7 protein-coding genes are annotated in these 7740 nt (G+C 72.7%); 2 read left to right on the forward strand and 5 right to left on the reverse strand.

Annotated features, from left to right (window positions below; all coding sequences use genetic code 11):
* Nucleotides 1–68 precede the first annotated feature (68 nt).
* A complete protein-coding gene (locus tag DKL51_RS36980) occupies nucleotides 69–1310 on the forward strand; it encodes a glycosyl hydrolase family 28-related protein (protein WP_311768084.1) in 1242 nt (413 codons plus the stop codon).
* Nucleotides 1311–1331: 21 nt separating this feature from the next.
* Here DKL51_RS36980 and DKL51_RS26760 read toward each other — a convergent pair whose 3' ends face one another.
* From DKL51_RS26760 to DKL51_RS26780, 5 genes are all read right to left on the reverse strand, one after another.
* Nucleotides 1332–2618, reverse strand: a complete 1287-nt coding sequence (locus DKL51_RS26760) for a hypothetical protein (RefSeq protein WP_123809812.1) — start codon at nucleotides 2616–2618, stop codon at nucleotides 1332–1334.
* A gap of 2 nt (nucleotides 2619–2620) precedes the next feature.
* The gene (locus DKL51_RS36720; RefSeq protein ID WP_260428680.1) at nucleotides 2621–3529 is read right to left on the reverse strand and encodes a hypothetical protein; all 909 of its coding nucleotides are present in this window, start codon (nucleotides 3527–3529) and stop codon (nucleotides 2621–2623) included.
* Between the two features lie 61 nt (nucleotides 3530–3590).
* Nucleotides 3591–4346, reverse strand: coding sequence for an ABC transporter permease (locus tag DKL51_RS26770; RefSeq protein ID WP_109946754.1), 756 nt, complete (start codon nucleotides 4344–4346; stop codon nucleotides 3591–3593).
* A gap of 26 nt (nucleotides 4347–4372) precedes the next feature.
* Nucleotides 4373–5332, reverse strand: a complete 960-nt coding sequence (locus DKL51_RS26775; RefSeq protein ID WP_109946753.1) for an ATP-binding cassette domain-containing protein — start codon at nucleotides 5330–5332, stop codon at nucleotides 4373–4375.
* A 117-nt stretch (nucleotides 5333–5449) separates the two neighbouring features.
* Nucleotides 5450–6070 carry a PadR family transcriptional regulator gene (locus DKL51_RS26780; RefSeq protein ID WP_109946752.1) on the reverse strand — a complete coding sequence of 207 codons (621 nt, stop codon included), beginning with the start codon at nucleotides 6068–6070 and terminating at the stop codon, nucleotides 5450–5452.
* Between the two features lie 147 nt (nucleotides 6071–6217).
* On the opposite strand from DKL51_RS26780, the gene DKL51_RS26785 reads away from it, so the two are divergent.
* Nucleotides 6218–7740, forward strand: a 1523-nt coding sequence (locus tag DKL51_RS26785) for an acetyl-CoA carboxylase biotin carboxylase subunit (RefSeq protein ID WP_124812625.1), incomplete at its 3' end; no start/stop codon positions are given.

A 7740-nucleotide genomic window follows, 5' to 3' on the forward strand; every position in this document is an offset into this window, starting at 1 on the left:
GGGTCAGCGACCGCCGGCGCGGGCTCCGGTCGTACCGTCGTGGCCCATCGGTCCCCTCCCGTGACACAGTGGACGGCCCCGGGATGGTGAACGTCCGCGACCACGGGGCGGCCGGTGACGGGGCCACCGACGACACCCGCGCGATCCAGGCGGCGGTCGACGCGGTACGGGACGGCGGCGGGATCGTGTTCTTCCCGCCGGGGACGTACCTGACCGGCCGGGTGACCCTGCACTCCCGGGTCCACCTGCGGGGCTCCGGCGGGGACGCCACGATCCTGCGGCTCCGACCCGGGTCGAACTCGGCCATCCTGGAGTCGGACGGCTACGCCGGACTCACCGGCACCGGGTCGAGCGACGGCATCACCCTGTTCAGCGTCCGGGACCTGACCCTGGACGGGAACAAGGCGCAGAACCCCGACGGGGGCTACGGGCTGCGCCTCTACGGCTATGGCTACGAGCTGACCGAGGTGATCGTCTTCAACTGCCGCAACGACGGGATCGTCAGCGAGTGGGGGCCGATCGGCGCGCTGCCCGCGCCGTCCCATCAGATGGAGGCGCGGCTGCACGCCGTACGCACCCACGGCAACGACGGGCACGGGGTGAACTTCCACGGCCCGCACGACTCGATGTTCCTCAACTGCCTGACCTTCGAGAACGGGGCGGCCGGCTTCCGGCTGGCCGGCGACTCGATGGGCACGCTGATGGTGAACTGCCATGCCTGGGGCATCAAGCAGAACGTCTCGTTCGACCTGGCGGCGACCGGTATCAGCTGCATGAACTGCTACGCCGACCTGAGCGGCGGGGTGGGCGTACGGATCTCGCGCAACGACTGCCGCTGGATCGGCGGCATGGTCCTCGGATACAACAACACCGACCCGCACCCGGAGATCGGTGTGCAGTTCGTGCCGGGCGTGCAGCCGGATGAGCCGTCGGGCTGCCTGATCGACGGCAAGGTGGTCAACTGCGGCACCGCCGCGGTGGACTTCGGAGCCGACCGGGGGCTGTCCAGCGTGCGGCTGAGTCTGTCCCAGCCCGGCGCCCAGGACGACCGGGGCCGGCCCGTCCCGGGTTCGGGTCGGGGCTGGATCGGGACGCCGGCGCCGACCACCCAGGTGGAGATCACCCAGGGCCTCGGCCACCCGGACAAGAACCTGGTCATCCGGCCCGCGTTCGACCTGCGCGCCCAGGCCACCCCGAGCCGCCCGGGTGACAGCTCGGTGCGCCTCTTCGCCCGCGAGGTGGGGGGCAGGACGCAGCTCTGCGCGATGTTCCCCAGCGGCGCGATCCAGGTGATGGCGACCGAGCCCTGACCGGCCGGGCGGTGGGCTGGCCTAGAACGGCACCGCCCGGCCGGCCGGGGGCGCCTCCTCGGCCCGGATGACGTCGGCGAGTTCCACCGGTACGGCCTGGCGGCGGCCGGTGTCCGGCGCCGGGGTGCCGGTGCCGGACCCCCGGGTCAGCCGGATCCGGCCCAGGAACCAGCAGACCACCAGGGCCTCGCTGAGCAGCAACTGGAGGACCAGGCCACCGACCTGACCCGCCCAGACCGCCGAGACGGCGAGGCCGCCGAAGGCAATGGCCCGGGAGCCGATCGCCGACACCAGGAACCGGCGGGGCGGCGCCCAGATCATGTGCCGGGTGGCCAGCCAGGTCGCGGCGGCCAGGAACCCCTTGTACCCGCAGTACAGCGCGACCGCGGCGGTGCCGACCGTGGCCAGATCGGCGGCGAGCAGCGCGCGGACCCGCTCGCTGCCCAGTACCACCGCCGACACCGCGAGCAGGGCCACCACCGTCAGCCCCCGGGTGCCGGTCCGCCACCGGGTGTCCCGGCCCGCCACGATGTCCTCGCGGGTGCTGGCGGACAGGGCCACGTGGAACGGGCCGAAGGCGAGGTCCAGGGCGCGCAGCACGACGACGGCGGTCTGGCCGGCGACCGCACCGGCGACCGACGGCAGTGCCACGGAGTACGCCAGGTCGACCGCGGCCGCCACGCAGTAGACCGACCCGACGCGGACGCTCGCCCAGACCCCGGGCCGCACCCCGCCCGGACCCGCCGGAACGGAGCCGGGTAGCAGCAGCCAGGCCAGTACCGCCGTCTGAGCCGGCACGGCGGCGACGTCGACCCGAACGTCGGTGGCGGCGAAGGCGACGCCGGTGAGCACGGTGCCGACGGCGACGAGCTGCGGTATCAGGTTGGCCCGCTGGGTCGAGCGGGTCCGGGCCGTGGACCAGAACAGCGCCTCCAGCGGCAGTTGCAGCACCACCGGGGCGACCATGAGCAGCCGGTCGGCCACCCCGGTCTCCGGTAGCGCGACGGAGGCGGAGAGGAAGCCGATCACCCCGACCGGGAGCATGGCCGCCGCCGCGACGCGGCGGGCCCAGGCGTCCAGCGACCAGCCGGCGGGCACCAGGCCGGCGGAGAGCGGCCGGCCGACCAACGACTCCATCAGCGTGTACGGCAGGGCGAGCAGGGTGCCCTGGAGCGCGACCAGCGCCAGCCGCTCGGTGTCCGCCCAGGAGGCGAGGAGGAAGACCGAGACGCTGCACAGCCGGGCGAGCGCCTGCACCGAGAGCTGGGAGCGTTGCAGGCGGCGCCCCGCGTCGACAACCGGCCCCACGGTCAGGCCGTCGGCTGCTCGATCGCCGGTGCACCCGGCGGGACGTCGGCGGCCGACCGACACTCGACCGGCTCCGCCGCGTCCAGCGCGGCGGGTGGTGCGTCGGGGGCCGACGCGGCGGGTGCCTTCCCGACGGCCGGCGCCGCCGACACCCAGACGATCGGCGGCACCCCGGAGTCCGGGCTCGCCGGCACCCACACGCCGGTCGGCTCCGCGACGGGCGGCGGCTCCACCTCTCCAGCGGCGTCGAGGCAGCGGCCGTACGCGGCGAAGAGGGCGAGGCACATCATCGCGCCCGGGTACTCCCACGCCTCGATGACCAGGAAGGAGCAGGCGAGGCCGGCGAGCAGGGCGACGAAGAGCACCGACACCGGCCGCTCGGCGGAGCGGCGCCACAGCAGCCACAGGGCGTACCCGAACGCCGCGACCAGCGCCACCCCCACCACCGGGCCGAACTGCAGCGCCACGCTGACGAAGTAGTTGTCGACGAAGACCTGCGGGCCGCTGGTCACCCGGGAGGTGGTGGCGGCGCCGACCCCGCCGATGCCGAGCCCCCACGGCGGCAGGTCGGCGCCGAGCAGCCGGGCCCAGACGTCGAAGCGCTCGAAGAGGCTGCGCGCGCCGGTGGCGCCGACCGCCACGAAGCCGGCCGCGACGGCGGCCACCACGGCGAGGCCGAGCCAGATCGCGGGACCCCGGCCGAGGCGGCGGGCGACCGGCGCGAAGAGGGCACCGCCGAGCAGCGCGCCGACGGCGATACCGGTGCTGTGCAGGCCGGCGACGGCCGCGCTGGTGCCCTGCTCGTCGCGGAGCAGGGGTACCACCGGCCCGAAGCCGTAGAGGAAGAAGCCCCACAACCCCAGCTGGGCGTAGGTCAGCCAGGTGATCTTGTCATGGGTGAGGCGGGGCACTGGCCTTACGCTACAAGCGTCCGGCCGGCGCCCCGCCCCTGGTGAGAGACAGGTCTCTCGATCAGCGGACGCTGCGGGCGAACTGCCGGGCCGCCCACACCACGCCGGCGGCGGCGAGCACCGCGATGATGCTCAACCCCTGCCAGACCTTGTCGTTGCTCAGGTCCCCGGCGAAGAGCGCCCGGGTGCCGTCGACCGCCCAGGAGAACGGGTTCCACTCGGCGACCCCCTGCAGCCAGCCGGGGGCGAAGGTCAGCGGCAGCAGGATGCCGGAGAGCAGCAGCACCGGCTGGGCGACGGTGTTCATCAGCGGGGCGAGCGCGTCCTCGCTCTTCACCTTGAGCGCGACGCCGTACGAGACGGCCGAGGTCATCAGCGCGATCAGCGCCAGCATCAGGTACGCCAGCAGCAGGTCCCCGATGAAGACGCGCAGGTCGAACAAGAGCGCCAGCAGGGTGATGATGACCGCCTGCACGATCAGCGACACCACGTCCCGCAGCGAACGGCCGAGCAGCAGGGCGAGCCGGCTGACCGGGGTGACCCGGGAGCGTTCGATGACCCCGGCGCGCAGCTCGGCGATCAGGCCGAAGCCCTGGAACAGGCCGCCGAAGATGGCCAGCAGCACCAGCAGGCCGGGGACGAAGACCTTGTAGGCCGCCGCCTGGGTGGGCGCGTTCAGCGCCGGCTTGAGCAGCGGGGCGAAGAGCAGCAGGTACATCACCGGCTGGAAGACGCCGACGAAGACCCACACCGGGTTGCGCAGCAGCAGCTGGATCTGCCGCTGGAAGATGAGCCAGGTGTCGCGGGCGAGTTTCACGGGTTCTCTCCTGTCGGGCGGCGGGATCAGGACTCGCGCAGCGAGCGGCCGGTCTTGGTGAGGAAGACGTCGTCGAGGCTCGGCCGGTGCAGCTCGATCGAGGAGAGCGTGAGCCCGGAGCCGTCGAGCCGGCGGAGGATCTGGGGGATGGCGGTGGCGCCCTCGTCGACGTAGAGGCGCAGGCCACCCTCGTCGGCGGTCTCCAGCTTGTTGACGTACGGCTCGCCGTCGAGCAGCTGCGCCGCCTGCGGCGTGGTGGCGGTGTCGAGGCCGACGAGCACGACGTCCCCGGAGATCTCGCGCTTCAGCTCGGCCGGGGTGCCCTCGGCGACCACCTCGCCGTGATCCATGATCGCGATCCGGTCGCAGAGCGCGTCCGCCTCGTCGAGGTAGTGCGTGGTGATGAAGACGGTCATCCCCTCGGTGCGCAGCCGCCGGATCTCGTCCCACATGTGCGCGCGGCTCTGCGGGTCGAGGCCGGTGGTCGGCTCGTCCAGGAAGACGATGCTCGGTTCGTGGATGATGCCGAGGGCGATCTCCACCCGGCGCCGCTGACCCCCGGAGTACGTCTTGCACTTGCGGTCGGCGTACTCGCTGAGCTGGAAGGCCTCCAGGGCACGGGCGGCACGTCGGTGCGCCTCGGCCTTGGCGATGCCGTACAGCCGGGCGTGCAGGACCAGCTCCTCGCGGGCGGTGGACTCGTCCCAGGTGCTGCCGCCCTGGGCGACGTAGCCGATCCGGCGGCGCACCTCGGCCGGGTCCGTGCGCAGGTCGGCGCCCGCGATGGTGGCCTCGCCGCCGTCCGGCTCGATGAGCGTGGCCAGCATCCGCAGGGTGGTGGTCTTACCGGCGCCGTTGGGGCCGAGGAAGCCGAAGATCTCCCCCTCGGCGACCTGAAGGTTGACGCCCCGGACCGCGTCCACGGTCTTCTTCTCGCGACCCGCCCGGGAGCGGAACGACTTCCGCAGTCCCCTGGTCTCGATCATGTCTGCTCCTGGTCGTCCGGGCCGGACGGGACCGGCCGCCGATCACACGGAGGAGACGCGCCGCTCCCCCCGTTCGCGCTGAGGCTAACGCGATATAGCTTTTTTGGTCAACGTTGATTATTGCGTCTGACTGTCGGGTTTCGGTCCGTCCGCCGTACGCCGCCGCCACTCCCGCCAGCTCTCCTCGTCGGCCAGTCCAGCAGGTAGGTACGACACTCCGGAGTCGATCCGCTCGGCGATCCGCTCGCACCAGGCGATCTCCGCCTCCGCGCGGGCCGCCCAGAGCTCGAACATCCAGGTCACGTGCACCGGCCGGGTCTTGCGCATCCAGTCCGAGTCGACCGCCGCCCGCATCGACTCCACATTGGCCCGCAGCAGCATGGCGCGGTTGCGCAGCGCCGCCGCCGCCTCTTCCCGGGGCAGGGCCGGCAGAAACGAGAAGGCCGCGGAGAACGGATCAGTCGGCTCGTCCAACTGCCACCAGAGGCCGCGCAGGAGCGACTCGAACTCGTCGGCCCCCTTCTCGGTGATCTCGTACGTAGTCCGCGCCGGCCGGCCGCCGACCTGCTCGGTGGCGACCGCGCGGAGCAGCCCCTCCTCGGTCAGCTTGCGCAACGCGTGGTAGATCGATCCCGGTTGCACGTTCGCCCACCGGTCGGCCTTCCAACTCAGCAGCTCGCGGCGCACGTCGTAGCCGTGCACCGGCTGCATCCACCTGACCAGTCCGAGAATCATCATCCGGGTTGCCGACACCGGACAAGCGTAATAAACAAGTTTGACTAGGAGTCCGGGACCACAGTGCGGCATCCCACACTGAGCGATCGTTAGGGCGGCGAGGACGGCCGATACACTCCCGGAATCGACCTCCCGGGAGGAGCCACAAAGGTGCGCAAGGTACTCATCGCCAACCGCGGCGAGATCGCCGTCCGCGTCATCCGCGCCTGCCGCGACGCCGGCCTGGGCAGCGTCGCCGTGTACGCGGACTCCGACCGGGACGCCCTGCACGCCACGCTCGCCGACGAGGCGTACGCCCTCGGCGGCGACACGGCGGCCGAGAGCTACCTGCGGATCGACAAGCTGATCGACGTCGCCGCCCGCTCCGGCGCGGACGCGGTCCACCCCGGCTACGGCTTCCTCTCCGAGAACGCCGACTTCGCCCAGGCGGTCATCGACGCCGGGCTGACCTGGATCGGCCCAACCCCGCAGGCGATCCGCGACCTCGGCGACAAGGTGACCGCCCGGCACATCGCCCAGCGCGCCGGAGCGCCGCTGGTCCCGGGCACCCCGGACCCGGTCGGCAACGCGGACGAGGTGATCGCCTTCGCCGTGGACCACGGCCTGCCGGTCGCCATCAAGGCGGCCTTCGGTGGCGGCGGTCGCGGCCTCAAGGTGGCCCGCACCATGGAGGAGATCCCGCACCTGTTCGAGTCGGCCACCCGCGAGGCGGTCGCCGCGTTCGGCCGGGGCGAGTGCTTCGTCGAGCGGTACCTGGACAAGCCGCGCCACGTCGAGGCGCAGGTCCTCGCCGACCAGCACGGCAACGTGATCGTGGTCGGCACCCGGGACTGCTCGCTCCAGCGCCGGCACCAGAAGTTGGTCGAGGAGGCGCCCGCGCCGTTCCTGACCCCGGACCAGCGCGCGCAGATCCACGACAGCGCCAAGGCGATCTGCCGGGAGGCCGGCTACCACGGCGCCGGCACGGTGGAGTACCTGGTCGGTGCGGACGGCACCATCTCCTTCCTCGAGGTCAACACCCGGCTCCAGGTCGAGCACCCGGTCACCGAGGAGACCGCCGGCATCGACCTGGTCCGCGAGCAGTTCCGGATCGCCGACGGCGAGAAGCTGCGCTTCACCGAGGACCCGACCCCGCGCGGGCACGCCATCGAGTTCCGGATCAACGGCGAGGACCCGGGCCGCAACTTCCTGCCCGCCCCGGGCACCATCACCGCGCTGCGGCTGCCCACCGGCCCGGGCGTCCGGGTCGACACCGGCATCTCGGCCGGTGACGTGATCGGGGGCAACTTCGACTCACTGCTGGCCAAGGTGATCATCGTCGGCGAGACGCGTACCGAGGCGATCGAGCGCGCCCGCCGGGCGCTGGACGAGATGGTCGTCGAGGGCATGGCGACCGCGCTGCCGTTCCACCGGCTGGTCGTGCGGGACGAGGCCTTCACCGCCGAGCCGTTCACCGTGCACACCCGGTGGATCGAGACCGAGTTCGACAACACCGTCCCGCCGTTCACCCCCACCGTCGGCGCCGCCGAGGCGCCGGCCGAGCGCGAGACCGTCGTGGTCGAGGTGGGCGGCAAGCGGCTGGAGGTCACCCTCCCCGCCGGCCTCGGCGCCGGTACGACCACCGCCGCGCCCGCCGCGAAGAAGCCGGCCCGCCGGGGCGGCGGGGCCAAGGC

The sequence above is a fragment of the Micromonospora globispora genome, from assembly GCF_003857015.1.
GTDB lineage: Bacteria > Actinomycetota > Actinomycetes > Mycobacteriales > Micromonosporaceae > Micromonospora > Micromonospora globispora.